We start from the raw sequence: 17,809 nt of genomic DNA on the forward strand, positions 1-17,809 counted from the left end.
CCTGTTTCCATGAAACTTCGCAATGCCCTGGCGCTCGGAATGGGAGGCGCCGCCCTGGCGCTCCTGTTCGTCGAGCCATCCCTCGCGCAGTCGCCGACCACGGAGGCCGTGCCGGCCGCCGCGAGCGCCGCGCCCGTCCCGAACAAGGGCGACACCGCCTGGATGCTCATCTCCAGCGCCCTGGTGCTGCTGATGGTCGTGCCGGGCCTCGCCCTGTTCTACGGCGGCCTCGTGCGCACCAAGAACATGCTCTCGGTGCTGACGCAGGTCTTCGCCATCGCCTGCATCTCCTGCCTCCTGTTTGTGATCTTCGGCTACAGCCTCGCCTTCACCAACGGCGGCGGCCTCAACGATTTCGTCGGCGGTTTCTCCAAGGCCTTCCTCAAGGGCATCGACGCGAACTCCACCGTCGCCACCTTCTCCAACGGCGTCGTGATCCCCGAATACGTCTACATCTGCTTCCAGATGACGTTCGCGATGATCACCCCGGCCCTCATCGTCGGCGCCTTCGCCGAGCGGATGAAGTTCTCGGCGCTGGTCGTGTTCATGATTCTCTGGACCACGCTGATCTACTTCCCGATGGCCCACATGGTCTGGTACTGGGGTGGCCCGGATGCCGTCGGCAACGCCGCCAAGGCGCTGGCCGCCGCCACCGACGACGCCTCGAAGGCGACCGCGCAGGCGGCCCTCGACGCCGTCAACGCCGATGCCGGCCTGCTCTTCAAGTGGGGCGCCCTCGACTTCGCCGGCGGCACCGTGGTGCACATCAATGCCGGTGTCGCGGGCTTCGTCGGCTGCCTCATGCTCGGCAAGCGCATCGGCTACGGCCGTGACCTGCTCGCCCCGCACTCCCTGACCATGACGGCCATCGGCGCCTCGCTGCTCTGGGTCGGCTGGTTCGGCTTCAACGCCGGCTCCAACCTCGAGTCCAACGGCACCGCCGCCATGGCGATGCTGAACACCTTCGTCGCCACCGCCGCCGCCGCTCTCTCCTGGCTGTTCGTGGAATGGATGCTGAAGGGCAAGCCGTCGCTGCTGGGCATGCTGTCGGGCGCCATCGCGGGCCTCGTGGCCGTCACCCCGGCCGCCGGCTTCGCCGGCCCCATGGGCTCCATCGTCCTCGGCCTCGTGGCCGGCGCCGTCTGCTTCGTCATGTGCTCCACGGTGAAGAACGCGCTGGGCTACGACGATTCCCTCGACGTGTTCGGCGTGCATTGCATCGGCGGCATCCTCGGCGCCCTCGCCACCGGCATCCTCGTCAACGTCGATTTCGGCGGCGTCGGCCTGCCGGACTACACCACCAAGCCCGGCGAACTCGCCGTCGGGACCTACGACATGGCCGCGGCGATGCTGTCGCAGGCCAAGGCCGTGGGCTTCACCATCCTGTGGTCGGGCGTCGGCTCGGCGATCCTGTACAAGCTCGTCGACCTCACCATCGGCCTGCGCGTCACCCAGGACGAGGAGCGCGAGGGCCTCGACATCGCCGATCACGGCGAGCGCGCCTACAACTACTAGGACTCGCTCTTACGCGGACAAGCTGTCGGGGCCGCCCGTCGGGGCGGCCCCGAACGAACCCTCGCAAAAGGCCCCGGATCGCACGATCCGGGGCTTTTTTCGTCTGCGCACCCGCTCCGTCCACCATCCGATCTGGCGTGAGACACCTCACTTAAACCCGCATTAACCGCGTGGCCGTTAGCGTTACCGGACCGTTTCCCCATCGCGTCTGGTACAGCATGCGCTCGCTTCGCCGTTCCGCATCGCCCTACGACACGTTCGTCGACAGCTTTCGCCCGTTCCTGGCCAAGCGGATGACGGAGTTGGGCGGTCTCATCCTGTTTTCCGGCGCCATGGCGCTCACCGTCGCCCTGGCGACGTGGTCCATCGACGACCCGAGCCTGAACCACGCCACCGACCACGCCGCCCACAACGTGCTTGGCACGAGCGGGGCTGTGATGTCCGATCTCGCCATGCAGCTTCTCGGGCTCGGCTCCCTGGCCTTCGTCCTGCCGCCGGCCCTGTGGGGGGTGCAGCTCATGCGCTCGCGCGCCCTGCCGCGCGGGGGCCTGCGCATCACGCTCTGGATCATCGGCTTCTTCTCCGCGAGCGCGGTGGCGAGCGCCCTGCCGTCGACGGCGCGCTGGCCCCTGCCCACGGGCCTCGGCGGCGTCGCCGGCGATTCCCTGATCCATGCCGCCCGCACCATCGTGGGCATCGTCGCATCCCCGGCCGCCGCCCTGGTGGGCTTCGTCTTCGCCGGCATCGCCATCCTCAGCCTCACCGGCGCCTGCCGCGTCGGCGCGGTGCCGGAGGAAGAGGACGAGCCCCTGCACCCGGTCCGGCCGGCCCCCCATGGCCGCACCGACGACCGCTACGAGGACGACGAGCCGAGCCTCGGGATCGTGTCCCTCGGCGCCCTGGCGCAGATGCTCATGGGCGGGCGCGCGGCCCTGGCCTCACGTGTCGAGACCTGGCGCGAAGGCCGTGCCGCCCAGGCCGTCCTGGCGCACGACAACGCCTCGCCGGCGCTCGCCGCACGCCGGGCCTTCTCCGACGACGCAGCCCCCTGGGAGGCGCCCCCGCAGCGCGACGCCCGCCGCGAACCGGTCTTCGACGCGGCGGTGGCGCCCGCGCGCAGGGCTGCCCCGATCCTGCACGACGACGAGCCCGACGACGGCGGCGAGGAACCGGTTTTCGCGCAAACGCCGCAGCCCCCGGTACCGGATACGCGCTCGCGCGTCGCGGCCCCGCCCGCGGCCCCCGTGCCCCAGCGCCGGCCCGCGCCGGCGCCCGATCCGGGTACCTACGCCGTTCCGTCCCTCGGCCTCCTGGCCGAGCCGCCCCTCGTCTCGCCCTCGGCCCAGGTCTCGTCGGAGTCCCTGGAGCAGAACGCCACCCTGCTCGAAGCCACCCTTGGCGATTTCGGCGTACGCGGCGACATCCTGGCCGTGCGTCCCGGCCCCGTCGTCACCCTCTACGAGTTGGAGCCGGCGCCGGGCACCAAGTCGAGCCGCGTCATCTCGCTCGCCGACGATATCGCCCGCTCCATGTCCGCCGTCTCGGCCCGCGTCGCCGTGGTGCCGGGCCGCAACGCCATCGGCATCGAGCTGCCCAACGCCCGGCGCGAGACGGTGTACTTGCGCGAATTGCTGGCCTCCGTCGATTTCGCCGAGACCAAGCAGAGCCTCGCCCTGTGTCTGGGCAAGAACATCGGCGGCGAGCCGATCATCGCGGATCTCGCCCGCATGCCCCACCTGCTGGTGGCCGGCACCACCGGCTCCGGCAAGTCGGTCGCCATCAACACCATGATCCTCAGCCTGCTCTACCGGATGACGCCGGAGCAGTGCCGCCTGATCATGGTCGATCCGAAGATGCTCGAACTCTCCGTCTACGACGGCATCCCGCACCTGCTCTCCCCCGTCGTCACCGACCCCAAGAAGGCGGTCATCGCCCTCAAATGGGCCGTGCGCGAGATGGAGGAGCGCTACAAGAAGATGTCCAAGGTCGGTGTGCGCAACATCGACGGCTTCAACGCGCGCCTCGCCGAGGCGCGGGCGCGCGGCGAGATCCTGACCCGGACCGTGCAGACCGGCTTCGACCGCGAGACCGGCGAGGCCGTCTACGAGAACGAGGAGATGGACCTCACCCCGCTGCCCTACATCGTCATCGTGGTCGACGAGATGGCCGACCTGATGATGGTGGCGGGGAAAGACATCGAGGGGGCGATCCAGCGCCTCGCCCAGATGGCGCGGGCGGCCGGCATCCACCTCATCATGGCGACCCAGCGGCCCTCGGTCGACGTCATCACCGGCACCATCAAGGCGAACTTCCCGACCCGGATCTCTTTCCAGGTCACCTCGAAGATCGACAGCCGCACGATCCTCGGCGAGATGGGCGCCGAGCAGCTGCTCGGCCAGGGCGACATGCTGTTCATGGCCGGCGGCGGGCGCACGACGCGCGTGCACGGGCCGTTCTGCTCGGATTCGGAAGTCGAGAGCGTGGTCGCCCACCTCAAGCGCCAGGGCCGGCCGTCCTACCTCGAGGCGGTCACCGCCGACGAGGGCGAGGGCGGCAAGGGGGGGGCGGCCGACGACGTCGAGATGGACGGCGCCGTGTTCGACCAGGGCAGCTTCGGCGAGGCCGGCGGCGACCTCTACGCGCAGGCCATGCAGGTGGTGCTCCGGGACAAGAAGGCCTCGACCTCCTACATCCAGCGCCGCCTCCAGATCGGCTACAACCGCGCCGCCTCCCTCATGGAGAAGATGGAGATGGAGGGCATCGTCGGCCCGGCCAACCACGCCGGCAAGCGCGAGATCCTGGTCGAGGCGGACGCCCACGTGGGCTGACCGACCGGAAATCGTGCACAAACGAAAGCCGCCCCGAGGGTTTCCCTTCGGGGCGGCTTTCGTTCGCGGGAGACCGGAGCGTGAGGCGGGACCGGGTCCCGCCTCACGCCGAGAACTAGGCGCGGCTGACGCTCGCGGCGTTGATCTCGGCGATCTTCGTCGCACCGACCTGGCGCATGATGGTCTCGAACTCGCGCTGCATGAGCGTCAGCACCATCTCGACGCCGGGCTGGCCGAAGGCGGCGAGGCCCCAGGCGTAGGGACGCCCGACGCACACGGCGGTGGCGCCCAGCGCCAGGGCCTTGATCACGTCGGTGCCGCGGCGGAACCCGCCATCGATGAGGACTGGGACCTTGCCGTTCACGGCCGAAACGATCTCGGGCAGGACGCCGATGGTCGATTGCAGGCTCTCCTCGGCGCGGCCGCCATGGTTCGAGACGATGAGCGCATCGACGCCGTACTCGAGGGCCTTCTTGGCATCCTCGTGGGTGACGATGCCCTTGAGGACGAGCTTGCCCTTCACGATGCCGCGCAGGCGCTTGACGTAGTCCCAGGTCATGCCGGTGCCGTAGAGGTTCGTCACCTTCGACACGTCGAGGTCGTCGAACATCGGCTTGCGGCTCACCTCGTTCTTGAAGCCGGGGGTGTGGCAGTCGGTGCAGGTGCGGGTGTCGCTGCGGCGCTCGCGGAACAGGGTCTCGGTGTTGCGGCCGCCCTGGCGGTCGACGGTGAGCACGATGGCGGGGGCACCGGCCTTCTCGGCGCGCTTCACCAGGGCCTCGGTCACGGCCCAGTCGTCGGTGGGGTACAGCATGTACCAGACGGGCGAGCCGCGCTCCTTGATCACGTCCTCGATGGAGGTGCTGCCCACGGTGGACAGGATCATCTGGTGATTCTTCGCCTTGCAGGCGCGGGCCACGGCGCCCTCGGCCTCGGGATGGAACGCACCCTGGCTGCTGATGGGTGCCAGGGCGATTGGGCTGCCCCAGGTCTCGCCGAAAATCTTCACCGTGGTGTCGATCTTGCGCACGTCGATGAGGCGGCGGGCGCGGATGGCGATCTTCTCGAAGCCCTCGCGATTGGCCTTCAGGGTCTCGTCGCCGTCGACGCCGCTGGCGAGGTAGCCGTAATGGGCCGGGGGCAGGGCCTTCTTCGCCACCGCCTCGAAATCGAAGACATTCAGCGCCTGGGCGGGATTGGCGATGAGGTCGCCGTCCATCACGGGGGCCTGCCGGAGGACGTCGTAGCTCTGGGCCAGGGCCCCGGACGTGCCGGCGGCGAGGAACCCGGCCACGGCGCTGATCGCCCCGGGCGCGAGGATCGGGCTGGCCGACAGGAACTCCAGCAGTTTCCTGCGATTGAGCGCGGTGTTCTCGCCGTTATTCTGCTGATTGAGTCGTGACATAGGAAATATCTATCTCGCTGGCCGAAGTCGATCAATTGTCGTTTTGATCTATTCGAATTCCAGGGCCAACCGACCGCAGTGCAAACCAGGCATGTTGCAGTGCAAATTTCCGGGGTGTGTCCCGGCTGCATCCCGAGGTTGAGACGCGCGTCAGCCCCGGGGCCCGTAGAGGATCACCCCGGCGCCAGCGAGGCACAGGGCGGCCCCCAACCCGTCGAACCGATCGGGCCGCTGGCCTTCCGCGCCCCACATCCACAGGAGCGAGGCCACGATGTAGAGGCCGCCATAGGCGGCGTAGGCGCGGCCCGCCGCCTCGCTCTCGACGCGGGTGAGGAGCCAGGCGAACAGCCCCAGCGCCACGGCCCCCGGCACGAGCCACCAGGCCGAGCGGCCGAGGCGCAGCCAGGCCCAGACCGAGAAGCAGCCGCCGATCTCGAACAGGGCGGCGGCGGCGTAGACGAGGACCGTCATTGGGCGGTGAACCGGTAGGTGGTTGTGGCCCCGAACCGCTCGCCCGGGCGCAGGGTGGTGCTCGGAAACTCCGGATGATTCGGCGCGTCGGGAAACCCCTGCGCCTCGAAGCATACGGCGTCCCCGGCCCGGTAGAGCCCGCCGCCCGAACCCGTCACCGTGCCGTCGAGCATGTTGGCGGTGTAGAGCTGGAGGCCCGGCGCGGTAGTCGCCACGGTGAGGTGCCGGCCGGTTCCCGGATCGTGGGCCGTGGCGACGGGGCGGACGGTGCCGGGATCGCGCAGCACGAAGGTGTGGTCGTAGCCCTTGCCCCGGACGAGCTGCGGGTCCGCCGCGCGGATGCGGGCGCCGAGGGCCGTGGGCGTGCGGAAATCGAACGGCGTGCCGGCGACGGACAGCCGCTCGCCCGTGGGGATCTGGCCTTCGTCGAGGGCCAGATACGCGTCGGCGGCGATCGTCACCACATGGTCGAGGACGCTGCCCGCCCCCTCGCCGGCGAGGTTGAAGTAGCCGTGGCTGGTCAGGTTGAGGATTGTGGGCCGGTCGGTCCAGGCTTCGTAGGCGATGGACAGGGTCTCGTCGTCGGGCAGGCTGTAGGTGATCCGCACGTCGAGGGTGCCGGGGAAGCCTTCGTCCCCGTCGGGCGAGCGGTGGGCAAGGGTGAGCGCCGTGTCGGTGGCCGCCTCGACGCGCCAGACCTTGCGGTCGAACCCCTGCGGGCCGCCATGCATGGTGTTGCGACCCTCGTTGCGGGGCAGGTCGTAGGCCTGCCCGTCGAGGCTGAACCGGCCCCCCGCGATGCGGTTGGCGAAACGCCCGATGAGCGCACCGAAATGCGCGTCGCTCGCCTCGTAGCCGGCGAGGTCGGCAGCGCCGAGCACTACGTTGGCGAGCCGGCCCGCCCGGTCGGGCACCTCGATCCGGGTGACGATCCCGCCGTAATCCAGGATCTGCACGCGCAGGCGGCCGCACCCCAGGGTGTGGCGGGAGACGGCGTGTCCGTCCGAAGTGCGGCCGTAGGGCTCTGGTGTCATCGGGTCCTGCCCTCCGCCATGTGCGTTGCGCCGGGGTGAACGCATCCGGCGCCGGTTCGCTTCAGGGCGCCAGGGTTTCGTCGGGCGCGTCGCCCGAGAGCTGCATCCGGTGCAGGCGGGCATAGGCGCCGCCGCGGCGCATCAGATCATCGTGGGTGCCGGTCTCGGCGACGCGGCCGGCCTCCATCACCACGATGAGGTCGGCGTCGCGCACCGTCGAGAGGCGGTGGGCGATGACGAGGGTGGTGCGCCCGTGCATGAGGCGCAGGAGCGCGGCCTGGACGAGGCGCTCGGATTCGGAATCGAGCGCGCTCGTCGCCTCGTCGAGGAGGAGGATCGGCGCGTCCTTGAGGAAGGCACGGGCGAGCGAGAGGCGCTGGCGCTCCCCCCCAGAGAGGCGGCCGCCCGCCGGGCCGACGCGGAACGCGTAGCCCTCGGGCAGGCGCGAGACGAAGCCGTGGGCGGCGGCCGCCTCCGCCGCCGCCTCGATCTCGGCCTGACTCGCGCCGGGGCGGCCGAAGCCGATATTGGCCGCGATCGTGTCGTCGAACAGCACCACCTCCTGGGACACCACCGCGACGGCGCGGCGGAGCGAGGCGAGGGTGACGGACCGGATGTCCTGTCCGTCGATGGACACCGCCCCGGCCTCGACGTCGTAGAGGCGCGGCACGAGGTTGAGGAGCGAGGATTTCCCCGAGCCCGAGCGCCCCACGAGGGCCACGGTGGCGCCGGCCGGCACGGCGAGGTCGATGCCCTCCAAGGCCGGGGCGTCGGGGCGGTAGCGGAAGCGCACGTCGGTGAAGCGGATCGCCCCGCCCGCGACCTGCAATTCCCTGGCGTCGACCGCCTCGCGGATCACCGGCGCCTCGTCCATGAGGGCGAAGTAGCGCTGGAGCGCCGCGCCCGCCTCCTGCAGGATGGCGTTGAGGGTGCCGAGCGCGCGGGCCGGCTGGGCGGCGAGCAGCAGGGCGGCGACGTAGCCGGTGAAATCCCCCACCGTGCGCTCGCCCGACATCACCCGCTGGCCGACCAGCACCAGCACGGCGGCCACGGCGAAGCCGCCGCCGATCTCGAGCAGAGGATCGAGGCGCCCGCGCGCGTTGGCGGCCTTCATCTTGAGGCGCCGCACCTCGTCGAACGCGCCCTGCGCCCGGCCCTTGAGGTAGCCTTCAAGCGCGTAGGTCTTGGCGATGCGGGCGCCCTGCAGGCTCTCGGAGATGAGGCTCGCGGTCAGCCCCATCTGCTCCTGCGTCGTCGTCGAGACCCGGCGCAGCTTCTTGCCGACGCGGCCGATGGGTCCGGCGACGAACGGCACGGTGACGCCCGCCACCAGGGTGAGGAGCGGGTCCATCCAGACCAGGGCCGCCACCAGGGCGATGAGCATGGCGATGTCGCGCAGGAGCACCGTCGAGATGCGGGTCAGCGCCTCCTTGATGAAGGTGAAATCCGTGGTGAAGCGCTGGGTGAAGGCCGCCGGGCTCTCGCGGCCGAGCTGGGCGAGATCCGAATCGATGAGGTGGGCGTAGAGCGCCGCCTGCATGTCGGCCTCGACTCGCGTCACCACCCGGTTGGTCAGCACCGTCTGGCCGAACAGGGCGAAGCCCCGGATCGACGTGATGGCGATGACGATGAGGGGACCGTAGGCCAACGCCGCCGTGTCCTTGCTGTCGAAGGCGTCGAACGCGCCCTTGATCAGCGCCGGGTAGAACCCGGTCGCGGCGCCCACGATGGCGATGAGCACGAGCACCACGGCGAGCGTCGCCCGGTGGGGGCTCAACCACTCGCGCCAGACGCGGCCCAGGAGGGGGAGGGTATCACCCCTCAGGAGCGGCCGACGCGCCATGTTGTTTCGTACGTCCCAACGCCCTTGCACACAGGCCCGGCCGGTGTTTGCGGCCGGGGGATCGAGAGATCAAGTCGGAGCATCCAGCCTTGGCAATGTGATAATGTTACATTACTGGCTTGAGGCACCCTGATCCGAGGACTCTTGCCGATGCCCCGTGGACGCCTCCCGACCGGACTGCCGATGGCGTTCGCCCTGCTCTTCGCCGCACTCTGCGGCGCGGCGCCGGCCCTGGCCGCGTCCGAGAAGCTGGGGGTGGTGGCGACGTTCTCGATCCTCGGCGATCTCGCCGCGCAGGTCGGCGGCGAGCGGGTGGCGGTGACCACCCTGGTCAAGCCCGATGCCGATGCCCACGGCTACGCGCCCGCGCCGAGCGACGCCCGGACCCTGGCGGCGGCCGACCTCGTCGTCGTCAACGGCCTCGGCCTGGAGGGCTGGATCGACCGCCTGATCAAGGCGTCCGGCGCGAAAGCGCCCGTGGTGGTGGCCTCGAAGGGGATCAAGCCCATCGAGGAGGCCGACGACCACGGGCACGGCCACGCCCACGACCATCACGCCGATCCGCATGCCTGGCAGAGCATCGTCAACGCCAAGGTCTACGTCGCCAACATCCGCGACGGGCTTAGCCGGCGCGATCCGACCCACGCGGCGGAATACGCCGCCCGCGCCACGGCCTATCTCGGCGAACTCGACGCCCTGGAGGGCGAGGTCCGCGCCACCATCGCGAAGATTCCCCCCGCGCAGCGTCGGATCATCACCACCCACGACGCCTTCGGCTACTTCACGGCGGCCTACGGCCTCACCTTCATCGCACCGCAGGGGGTCTCGACGGACAGCGAGGCGAGCCCGCGCGACGTGGCCCGCATCGTCCGTCAGATCCGGGCGGAGAAGATCCCGGCGGTGTTCCTCGAGACCATCGCCGACCCGCGCCTGATGGAGCAGATCGCCCGCGAGAGCGGGGCCGCCCTCGGCGGCAAGGTCTATTCCGACGCCCTGTCGGGCCCGGACGGCCCGGCGCCGACCTACGTGGCGATGATGCGCAACAACCTGAACGCCTTCGCCAAGGCGCTCGGCCCGCGCTGACGGTTTAGCGCCGCGCCTCGGTGGCCATGCGCAGGGCGAGGCCGGCCAGCACCGTGCCCATGAGCCAGCGCTGCGCCACCTGCCAAGCCGGGCGGCCGCCGAGGAACACTGACACCGACCCGGCCCCGACGGCGATGAGGGCGTTGACGCCGACGCTCACCACGATCTGGATCGTGCCGAGGACGAGGGCCTGGGCCAGGACGCTGCCGCGCGCCGGATCGATGAATTGCGGCAGCAGCGACAGGTACATCACCGCGATCTTGGGGTTCAGCAGGTTGGTGACGAACCCCATCGCGAACAGCCGGCGCGGGCCGTCATGGGGCAGGGCGCGGGCCGCGAACAGGCTGCGTCCGCCCGGCCGCACGGCGTTCCAGGCGAGATAGAGCAGGTAGGCCGCCCCGGCCCAGCGCAGGGTGTCGTAGGCGAACGGCACGGCCAGCAGCAGGGCGGTGATGCCGAAGGCCGCGCACAGCATGTAGACGAGAAAGCCCAAGGCGACGCCGCCGAGCGAGATCAGGCCCGCCCGCGGCCCCTGCGCGAGGGAGCGCGAGACGAGGTAGATCATGTTCGGCCCCGGCGTCAGCACCATGCCGAAGGAGACGAGGGCGAAGGCGAGGAGGCTGGACGGTTCAGGCATGGACCGACGGTAGGCGCGCATCATGCTCCGGACCAGGGACAGTTCTTCGCCATAGCGCCGGACAGTCAGGGTCGGCCGAGCGCCTTCGCGAGTTGCGCCAGGAGGGAGCCGGCCTCCCGAAATTCGAGCGTCACGGGCAGCACCGCGACCCGCGCGGAAAAATCCGGCGGCAGGCGGACATGGTCCTTGTGGGTGGTGACGAGCTCGGCCCCGAAGCTTGCCGCCTCTGCCGCGAGGGCGGCGATTTCGGCGCGCGTGTAGGAATGGTGGTCGGCGAAGGCGCGTGTGCCAGCGACCTCGGCGCCGGCCTCCCGGAGGGTCGCGAACATCTTCTCGGGCCGGCCGATCCCGGCGAAGGCCAGCACCCGGCGCCCCGTCCAGTCGCCCCCGGGCACGAGACGGGCGCGGTGGACGGGCAGGCCGCGCCGGAGGGCGTCCTCCGCCACGGCCTCCCCAGCCGCACCGGCCCCGACGAGGACGAGGCCGTGGACGTGACCCCATTGCCGGGCGAGCGGCACCCGCAGGGGGCCGGCGGGGAACACGTGCCCGTTGCCGACGCCCGCACCCGCATCCACCACCGCGAGGGACAGATCCTTGGCGAGCGCCGGGTTCTGGAGCCCGTCGTCCATCACGATCACGTCGGCGCCGTGCGCGACGCAGAGGCGCGCTCCGGCCACGCGGTCGCGCGCCACGATGGTGGGGGCGTGGCGGGCCAGCAGCAGGGGCTCGTCGCCGGTCTCGACGGACCCGTGCCGGTCGGGATCGACGCGCACCGGGCCGGCGAGGTGCCCGCCATAGCCGCGCGTCAGGAAGGCGGGAGCGGCACCGAGCCCGCGCAGCAGCTCGGCCAGCGCCAGGGCGGTGGGCGTCTTGCCGGCGCCGCCGAGGGTGAAATTGCCGACGCACAGGATGGGGCAGGGGCCGGCCGCGCCCGGACGGTCCATCCGCGCGGCGCTGCGCCGGCCGTAGAGGGCGGCGAAGGGCGCGAGCGCCCGCGCGGCGGGGTGCTCCGGCCCGGCATCCCAGAAGGCCGGCGCGCGCATCAGGCGCGGCTCACTGGGCCGCCATGGCGGTGAGCCGCATCTGCGCGATGAACGGATCGAGCACCGCCAGGGTGCGGTCGACGGCGCCCTCGAACGGTGCCAGGGCCGCCGCCCCCGCCCGGGCCATGGTGTCGATGCGGGTCGGATCGGCGAGGAGGTCGGCGAGCGCCGCCGTGAGGTCGGCCTCGTCGGCGACGCAGCGGGCGCCGCCGGCCCCGTCGAGCGCCCGGTAGACCTGGGTGAAGTTGAAGATGTGGGGCCCGTGCAGGACGGCGGCGCCCAGGCGGGTCGGCTCGATGGGGTTCTGCCCGCCCCGCTCCACCAGGGATCCGCCAAGATAGACCAGCGCGGTCAGGCGGTAGAACAGGCCGAGTTCGCCGAGCGTGTCGGCGACGTAGAGGTCGACCCCGCCATGCGGGCGTCCGCCCTGGGAGCGCCGGGCGCTGCGCAGGCCTTCCGCCGCGGCGCGGGCGACGACGTCGCCGCCGCGATGGGGATGGCGCGGCACCACGATGGTGAGGAGCCTCGGCCAGCGTTGCTTCAAGGCCGCATGGACGCGGGCCGCCATGGCGTCCTCGCCAGGATGGGTGCTGGCCGCGACCCAGACCGGGCGGTCGCCGAGGCAGTCGCGCAGGTGGGCGAGTTGCTGCTCGTCCACGGGGGGCACGTCGGAATCGTATTTGAGGTTGCCCGACACGCCGACCCGTGGGGCTCCGAGCTGGGCGAAGCGCGCCGCATCCTCGTCCGTCTGCGCGAGGCAGACCGCGATGCGCGACAGGAGGGCGCGGGCCGTGCGCGGGCTGCGGCCCCAGCCCCTGTACGAGCGCTCGGACATCCGCCCGTTGACGAGGATGAGGGGGATCGCGCGCGCGTGCAGGCCGACCAGGGTGTTGGGCCAGATCTCGGATTCGGCCACGAGGGCGAGGTCCGGGCGCCAATGGTCGAGGAAGCGCCCGACCCAGCGCGGCGCGTCGAGGGGCACGTACTGGTGCACGGCGCCCGAGGGCAGGCGGCGGCCGATGAGGTCGGCGGCGCTGCGGGTGCCCGTGGTGACGAGGACGGAGAAGCCCCGGGCGATCATGCCGTCGACGAGGCCGACGAGGGAGAGGATCTCGCCGACGCTGGCCCCGTGCATCCAGACGAGGCGGCCGATGGGGCGGGCGCGACCCGGCAGGCCCCGGCGCTCCGGCAGGCGCCCGGGGTCCTCCTTGCCCTGATGCGAGCGCCAGGCCAGCAGGCCGGCCACCGCCGGCTCGCCGACCATGAGCCCGTAGCGATAGACCTGGAGGATCGCCGTGAGCGGCGGAGCCTTCGGGGAGGCGCCTTGCGCGGGCATCCTCATGCGGGATGTCCGACGCGGTCGGGGCGTCCCACGAGGGTGTAGGCGCGGTCGTGAACGCGGTTCATCTCCGCCTCGACGCGCAGCCGCAGGGCCTCGAACACCTCGGGCTCGGCGTCGCGCGGCACCCGGATCGGCGTGCCGAACACCATGGCGCCCCGGCCGAACGGCAGCCCGAAGCAGGCGCGGTCCCAGCTGTTCAGCCGCAGATGACGGCTCGTGACCACGGCCACGGGCACGATGGGTCGGCCCGAGAAGCGGGCCAGCGTCAGGATGCCGGCATCGCAGCGGCGCGAGACCTTCGGCACGTCAGCGCTGAAGGCGACGGACTCGCCGTTCTTCAGGGCGCGCAGCATGGCGCGCAGGCCCTCGGCGCCGCCCTTGGCCTTGACGTCGCGCACGGCCCGCCCGCGGGCCCCCGACGCGCGGATCACCCGCACCCCCATGCGCTCCAGCGCGAGGGTGTTGATGTTGCCGTCGGCCGAACGGGAGATGATCGTGGCGATGCGGTCGTGGGGCCGGCGCATGAACGAGATCATCGTGTGCTGGCCGTGCCACATGCCGGCGATGAACGGCCCGAGGTCATCGAGCCACGGATCGGGATCGGCCGGCTCCACGGTGAAGCGGTTGGTGGCGCGCACGAGGCGCAGGTAACCGCCCGCCACACGGCCGAGGGCCTGCTGGACCGCCGGGGCGCGGCCGATGCGCTTGAGGACACTCATGGAAAAACGCCTTCGCGGCGCCGCTCGCGGCCTGCCCCGGTGCGAGGTCCGGGGAGAACGGCCCTTGGCCGGCGCCGGGCGGTGTCTAGCGCCGTTCCCCCGGCCGACGCAACGCCGTGCACCCGCGCCGCGAGGGTGACGAACGCCCCTACAACCCTCAAATCCCGGCCACCAAGCGCAAAACCTCATTGTTTGGATCAGTTCCAATCTATAGATTGGAACTGATCCAAACTGGAGTCCGCGCGATGATCCTCGATGCCGGCGCCGAGCCGCCCGCTCCCAAACTCGCCCTCGACGCGGCGGCCGAGGCCCACCGGGCCTATGTCCTGCGTTACGTGCAGCCAGCGCTGGCCGGCCTCATCGACGGCTCGGTCTCGACCCTGGCGCCGATCTTCGCGGCGGCCTTCGCCACGCACAGCAACGGGGCGACCGTCCTCGTCGGGCTCGCGGCCTCCATCGGCGCCGGGATCAGCATGGGGTTCACCGAGGCGCTGTCCGACGACGGCTCCGTCACCGGGCGCGGCTCGCCGTGGATGCGCGGCCTCGTCTGCGGGGCGATGACCGCCGTGGGCGGGCTCGGACACACGCTGCCCTATCTCATCCCCGACACCTGGCCGAACGCGTTCGCCCTGGCGACGGGCCTCGCCATCCTCGTGGTGGTAGTCGAACTCATCGTCATCGCCGGCATCCGCACGCGCTACATGGCCACACCCTTCTGGCGAGCGGCCCTGCAGGTGGTGCTGGGCGGCGCCCTCGTCCTCGCGGCCGGCGTCGTGATCGGGAGCGCGTAAGGGCAGTCCGGGTTGACCCCGGGGACGCTTGTGGCGATGCGGAGGAAATTTCCCAGCCGAAACGGACACGCATGTTCCGCCTCGCCCACATCACCGACCCGCATGTCGGGCCGCTGCCGCGCCCGGGCCTGCGCCAGCTCTTCAGCAAGCGGGCCACCGGCTACGTGAACTGGCGGCGCGGCCGCAAGCACGCCCACGACATGGACCTTCTCGCCGCCCTCGTGGCCGATCTCCGGGGCCAGCCCCACGACCACATCGCCTGCACGGGGGATCTCTGCAACATCGGCCTGCCGAGCGAGTGGGCGACGGCGCGGGTGTTCCTGGAGGCGCTGGGCGCCCCGGAGGCGGTGAGCTTCGTGCCGGGCAACCACGACGCCTACGTGCGCGGCTCCCTCGAAGGGCTGCTCGCCGCCTGCGGCGCCTGGACCACGGACGACGACGGCACGGCGGGCGTGTTCCCCTACCTGCGCCGGCGCGGGCCCGTGGCCCTCATCGGCCTGTCCTCGGCGATCCCGACGAAGCCCTTCGTGGCGAGCGGACGCCTCGGACCGCCGCAGATCGTGGCGGCGCGCGGCATGCTCGAGCGCCTCGGCGCCGAGGCCGAGCCGCCCTGCCGGGTGGTGATGATCCACCATCCGCCTCACCCGGGGGGGGCCTCGTCGGGGCGGGAACTGAAGGATGCCGAAGCGTTCATGGCGATGATCGGGCAGGCCGGGGCCGACCTCATCCTGCACGGCCACAACCACCTCGGCAGCGTGCATTTCGCGGCCGGTCGGGGCGGGCGGCCCGTGCCGGTGGTGGGCTGCACCTCGGCCTCCGCCCGCGAGGGCGGGCCCAACCGGCGGGCGAGCTACTACCTCTACACCATCGCGCCGTCGGCGGACGGCTACAGCATCACGGGGCAGGAACGCGGCCTGACGGAAGCCGGCCTCATCGACGATCGCGGTCCGCTGCGTCTGACACCGGCGTGAGCGTACCCCGCGAAACGCCCGGTCAGGTCGGCTCTCGTCCTCGGCATGGCAGAGCAGCGGGCGTTCAATGCGAGACGGAGTTTCGTGAGACACCCCGAGCGTCGCCCGCGTGCGGGCGACGCGGCGATCGTCCGGTCAGGCAGAGAGCCCGACTGGCGGATTGGCAACCCCGAGGGCCGCGAGAAGACCGAGATCGGCCTCGTAGCGCTCGGCCTGCATGCGGGTGAGGCCGCTCACCAAGACTTCTGTCCCACGGTATACAGTATACGTGCCGTCGTGGGTCGGCTTGACGCGAATCGTCTGGGACATGGCAAGCACCTTGTCTCGAGTTATCGACGTTGAACGCTGTGGAAGGCCGGATGGTAACCCAAACTTAAGCCGAAACAAGCGCCCCGGCCCGCCGCACACACGACTTTCGATGCGGCGGCGCGCCATCGCGGCGGAGAATACGGCGAAAAGGGGGTGAATTTCCCAAGCCTTTCAAAGGCGCGCGCGATTTTGCACTGCGCCGTCGACAAGGCTCTAGCCTCAACTTATTTTGGCACGAGACGACTATGCTTAGCCGCAGAAGAAAATGCAGCGAAGCTAATCTTCTAAAATTTCCGAGATCCGGAGGAGGATTGGCGCGCCCACGGGGAATCGAACCCCGGTCTGATCCGTGAGAGGGACCTGTCCTAACCGCTAGACGATGGGCGCGGTCTTCAATCCTACGCGACACCTGTCAGGTGCCCGCGTCGCTTCCGGTCGTTCCGATCCGTTAGGGACCGTCCGGCGGGGGAAGCTTCCCGGCGGTGTGGCGATCGTATAGCGACGGTCCCGCGAGGGGGCAAGTGCCCCCGGACGTGATTTTGCGTGGCCCGTCCGGGCCGCGGTCTTCGAAGCGGAGGGACGATCGTTGCAGCAACCAGAGGACCGTCGGGCGACGCTCGCCGACGATGTGACGCCGGAGCGCCTCGACCGCGCCCTGGCGCGGGCGTTTCCCGACGTGTCGCGGGCGCGCCTGCAGGAGCTCATCCGGACGGGTCAGGTCAGGCGCAACGGAGGCGTGGTGCTCGACCTGTCGGTCAAGGTCGGGCCGGGCACGGAGCTCGCCGTGACGATTCCCGAAGCGGTCGCGCCGACGCCGCGGGGCGAGACCCAGGACCTCGTCGTGGTCTACGAGGACGACGACCTCATCGTCATCGACAAGCCGGCGGGCCTCGTGGTGCATCCGGCGCCCGGCCACGATTCCGGCACCCTGGTCAACGGCCTCATCGCCCATTGCGGCGACAGCCTGTCGGGCATCGGCGGGGTCCGGCGTCCGGGCATCGTCCACCGCCTCGACAAGGACACGAGCGGCCTCCTCGTGGTGGCCAAGAACGACCGGGCCCACAAGGGCCTGACGGAGCAGTTCGCCGATCACGGCCGCACCGGACCCCTTGAGCGGGTCTACCGCGCCCTGGTCTGGGGCGTGCCGGAGCCGCGCGTGGGCACCATCGACGCCTATCTCGCCCGCAGCCAGCGCAACCGCGAGAAGATCGCCGTAGTCCGGGCCGAGACCGGGCGCGAGGCCATCACCCACTACCATGTCGAGGAAGCCCTCGACGCCATGGGCCTCGTCGCCCTGGTCCGGTGCGAGCTGGAGACGGGCCGCACCCACCAGATCCGGGTGCACATGAGCCATCGCGGCCATCCGCTCCTCGGGGATTCCGTCTACGGCAGCGCGTTCAAGACCAAGGCATCCCGCCTCGGGGACGAGGCCCGCGCGGCGCTCCTGTCCCTCGGGCGGCAGGCCCTGCATGCCAGCGTCCTGGGCTTCGCCCATCCGCGCACGGGGGAGACCCTGCATTTCGAGAGCCCGCTGCCGCCGGAGATGGAAGCGCTCCTGACGGCTCTGCGAAAGAAGGGCGCGACGACCTGAATTCTCGCGCATCGATGCTTACCGAAGGCCGGTAGCCACCTTTCGGGTCGATGTTTCGAGGCCGCGTGGCCCATCGGCCACGGTCAAGCCCCGGCCCGATGGGGGTGCGGAACGGCACCGCCGGACGCGGCGTTTCGTGCCACCCATGACCGAACGGCGACATCGCGCGTTGACTGCGATGTTCGCGCACCGGGTCGCCTTCCGGCGTTTCGCGTTTCCCGGTAGAC

13 protein-coding genes, 1 tRNA gene and 1 pseudogene are annotated in these 17,809 nt (G+C 70.9%); 6 read left to right on the forward strand and 9 right to left on the reverse strand.

Going from position 1 to position 17,809, the window contains the following annotated elements:
* Positions 1-9 precede the first annotated feature (9 nt).
* Positions 10-1,515: an ammonium transporter gene (locus tag MKK49_RS11850; RefSeq protein ID WP_244028560.1), complete on the forward strand. Its 1,506-nt coding sequence runs from the start codon at positions 10-12 to the stop codon at positions 1,513-1,515.
* Positions 1,516-1,733: 218 nt separating this feature from the next.
* A complete protein-coding gene (locus tag MKK49_RS11855; RefSeq protein ID WP_244028562.1) occupies positions 1,734-4,343 on the forward strand; it encodes a DNA translocase FtsK in 2,610 nt (869 codons plus the stop codon).
* 115 nt (positions 4,344-4,458) lie between these two features.
* Here the strand turns inward: MKK49_RS11855 and MKK49_RS11860 are convergent, their stop codons facing one another.
* From MKK49_RS11860 to MKK49_RS11875, 4 genes are all read right to left on the reverse strand, one after another.
* Entirely contained in the window at positions 4,459-5,748 is a 1,290-nt protein-coding gene (locus MKK49_RS11860; protein WP_244028564.1) for an alpha-hydroxy acid oxidase, read from the reverse strand.
* Between the two features lie 150 nt (positions 5,749-5,898).
* Complete coding sequence (locus tag MKK49_RS11865; protein WP_244028566.1) at positions 5,899-6,219, reverse strand: YnfA family protein; 321 nt, start codon at positions 6,217-6,219, stop codon at positions 5,899-5,901.
* Positions 6,216-7,253 (reverse strand): aldose epimerase family protein, encoded by a 1,038-nt coding sequence (locus MKK49_RS11870; protein ID WP_244028568.1) that lies wholly within the window; start codon positions 7,251-7,253, stop codon positions 6,216-6,218. The genes MKK49_RS11865 and MKK49_RS11870 overlap by 4 nt, the downstream gene beginning before the upstream one ends.
* 61 nt (positions 7,254-7,314) lie before the next feature.
* Positions 7,315-9,096 (reverse strand): ABC transporter ATP-binding protein, encoded by a 1,782-nt coding sequence (locus MKK49_RS11875; RefSeq protein WP_244028570.1) that lies wholly within the window; start codon positions 9,094-9,096, stop codon positions 7,315-7,317.
* Positions 9,097-9,246: 150 nt separating this feature from the next.
* On the opposite strand from MKK49_RS11875, the gene MKK49_RS11880 reads away from it, so the two are divergent.
* Positions 9,247-10,179 carry a metal ABC transporter substrate-binding protein gene (locus MKK49_RS11880; RefSeq protein WP_409565062.1) on the forward strand — a complete coding sequence of 311 codons (933 nt, stop codon included), beginning with the start codon at positions 9,247-9,249 and terminating at the stop codon, positions 10,177-10,179.
* 4 nt (positions 10,180-10,183) lie between these two features.
* Here the strand turns inward: MKK49_RS11880 and MKK49_RS11885 are convergent, their stop codons facing one another.
* The 4 genes from MKK49_RS11885 to MKK49_RS11900 form a co-directional block, all read right to left on the reverse strand.
* Positions 10,184-10,816 carry a LysE family translocator gene (locus tag MKK49_RS11885; protein ID WP_244028572.1) on the reverse strand — a complete coding sequence of 211 codons (633 nt, stop codon included), beginning with the start codon at positions 10,814-10,816 and terminating at the stop codon, positions 10,184-10,186.
* A 65-nt stretch (positions 10,817-10,881) separates the two neighbouring features.
* Positions 10,882-11,859 carry a tetraacyldisaccharide 4'-kinase gene (gene lpxK, locus MKK49_RS11890; protein WP_244028574.1) on the reverse strand — a complete coding sequence of 326 codons (978 nt, stop codon included), beginning with the start codon at positions 11,857-11,859 and terminating at the stop codon, positions 10,882-10,884.
* A 10-nt stretch (positions 11,860-11,869) separates the two neighbouring features.
* A complete protein-coding gene (locus MKK49_RS11895) occupies positions 11,870-13,201 on the reverse strand; it encodes a 3-deoxy-D-manno-octulosonic acid transferase (RefSeq protein ID WP_244028576.1) in 1,332 nt (443 codons plus the stop codon).
* Positions 13,198-13,920 (reverse strand): lysophospholipid acyltransferase family protein, encoded by a 723-nt coding sequence (locus tag MKK49_RS11900; protein ID WP_244028578.1) that lies wholly within the window; start codon positions 13,918-13,920, stop codon positions 13,198-13,200. The genes MKK49_RS11895 and MKK49_RS11900 overlap by 4 nt, the downstream gene beginning before the upstream one ends.
* Positions 13,921-14,234: 314 nt before the next feature.
* Between MKK49_RS11900 and MKK49_RS11905 the strand changes: the two are divergent.
* Together MKK49_RS11905 and MKK49_RS11910 are read left to right on the forward strand one after the other, a co-directional pair.
* Positions 14,235-14,711: pseudogene (locus MKK49_RS11905) on the forward strand (VIT1/CCC1 transporter family protein); the annotation flags it as partial.
* 71 nt (positions 14,712-14,782) lie between these two features.
* Positions 14,783-15,682, forward strand: a complete 900-nt coding sequence (locus MKK49_RS11910) for a metallophosphoesterase family protein (protein ID WP_244028581.1) — start codon at positions 14,783-14,785, stop codon at positions 15,680-15,682.
* Between the two features lie 621 nt (positions 15,683-16,303).
* Here MKK49_RS11910 and MKK49_RS11915 read toward each other — a convergent pair.
* A tRNA-Glu gene (locus MKK49_RS11915) sits at positions 16,304-16,378 on the reverse strand.
* Positions 16,379-16,577: 199 nt separating this feature from the next.
* On the opposite strand from MKK49_RS11915, the gene MKK49_RS11920 reads away from it, so the two are divergent.
* Entirely contained in the window at positions 16,578-17,582 is a 1,005-nt protein-coding gene (locus tag MKK49_RS11920) for an RluA family pseudouridine synthase (RefSeq protein ID WP_244028583.1), read from the forward strand.
* Positions 17,583-17,809 lie beyond the last annotated feature (227 nt).

The sequence above is a fragment of the Methylobacterium sp. J-090 genome (assembly GCF_022829345.1).
In the GTDB taxonomy this organism is placed as follows: domain Bacteria; phylum Pseudomonadota; class Alphaproteobacteria; order Rhizobiales; family Beijerinckiaceae; genus Methylobacterium.